The sequence below is a fragment of the Cysteiniphilum litorale genome (genome assembly GCF_003428165.1).
Classification (GTDB): Bacteria; Pseudomonadota; Gammaproteobacteria; order Francisellales; family Francisellaceae; genus Caedibacter; species Caedibacter litoralis.
In genome coordinates, this window is sequence record NZ_QLIQ01000123.1 from 1 (window position 1) to 1370 (window position 1370).

Sequence of the window (1370 nt, forward strand, 5' to 3'; positions counted from 1 at the left end):
CTAAAGATATTATCAACCTCAGGAGGCGCTGGATCATACGCCATAAACCTGCCAAGACTTGGCGCATAGTATCTTGCATTCATATTAACAAGATTCATATCTTTAACGGTCTCTTTGCCTGTAAAGCCGATATGATCTCCAGGTGTTGGTCGCTCCTTTAATTCAATACCAAATGGTCGGTAGCTTTGTGTCCAGTCTACCTGACCGTTGGTAATGCTGGCAATGGGTGAGCCTAGGGGGTTAGTAATCAAATAATGGAAGGTAACATTTTGAGCGTCATAGACAGAGTGTGTTGCTGTAGCAACAAGCTTACCTTCAAGATAAATATAATCGGTGATTTCATTAGTGTTATTAACCAAATCACGATTTTCTTTATACATTAGCTTCCCATCACGATCATAAACCGTAATAAGCAAGCGTTTTTCATCTTCTCTTGTGGTAATAACATGCCCTAAAGGGTCATATTTAAAATCAATTGTGTGTGATGCGTTATTAAAATGAATCAAATGTCCGGCTGCATCATACAGGTAATGATCATCGCCTTTTTGGATCACATTGCCATTGGCGTCATAGGTAATATTCTCATTGGTACTACCGGTGATCGCTGTTAAAAGGTTATTTGTGCTGTAGGTATAGTTATTTGTCTGGCTACCAACTTGTAATTGAGTGATATTGTTACCCATATCATAGTGATAACTGGCAGCACCCCAAACGCCATTAGCCGTTATTAATCGATTAGCATAATCATAAGTGAAGCTTTCGTTTTCACTTGTATTAAGATTATTAGTAATACTTAATACATTATTCTCACCATCATAGCTATAGGTACGATTAACAATTGATCCTGCTGCAATATTACTAATTCTACCCATGGCATCCAAGGTATGAGTGACATTAACACCACCTTGATAGCTTGTGATTGTATTAAAGGGAGAATATTTGATATCGCCAACTACAAGCGTTTGGAAATTACTATCTGTTCTAACCAGCTGAGTTGGATTTCCCAATGGGTTAGGATTATAGGAGATGATCAAACCATCAGGATAGTGTATGCTTGTTAAAGAGCCGTTATCGTCATAAGTGTAATTCAAGCTGCCATTACCCAAACCATAACCATCAGCAAAAGACATTGATGTTAATCTATTTAATGCATCATAACCAAAGGTAATACTACTTAATGGTTTATTAGCGGCATCAACAGCGGTTGTTGTTGCTAAGTTATTATTTGGATCATAGCTATTATTAACGGTTGGTGCTACTGGAATACTATTATCCGCAGAAGCACTGTAGATAATAGAGCTAACATTTCCATTAGCATCATAAACAAATTTTGTTTTTGAACTATTATCGGTTTGTTCTGTCTCTCTTAG

General features: G+C 37.2%; 1 protein-coding gene. It reads right to left on the bottom strand.

Going from position 1 to position 1370, the window contains the following annotated elements:
• A partial coding sequence (locus DNJ75_RS14810) for an RHS repeat protein (protein ID WP_157968401.1) occupies positions 1–1370 on the bottom strand: 1370 nt, incomplete at both ends.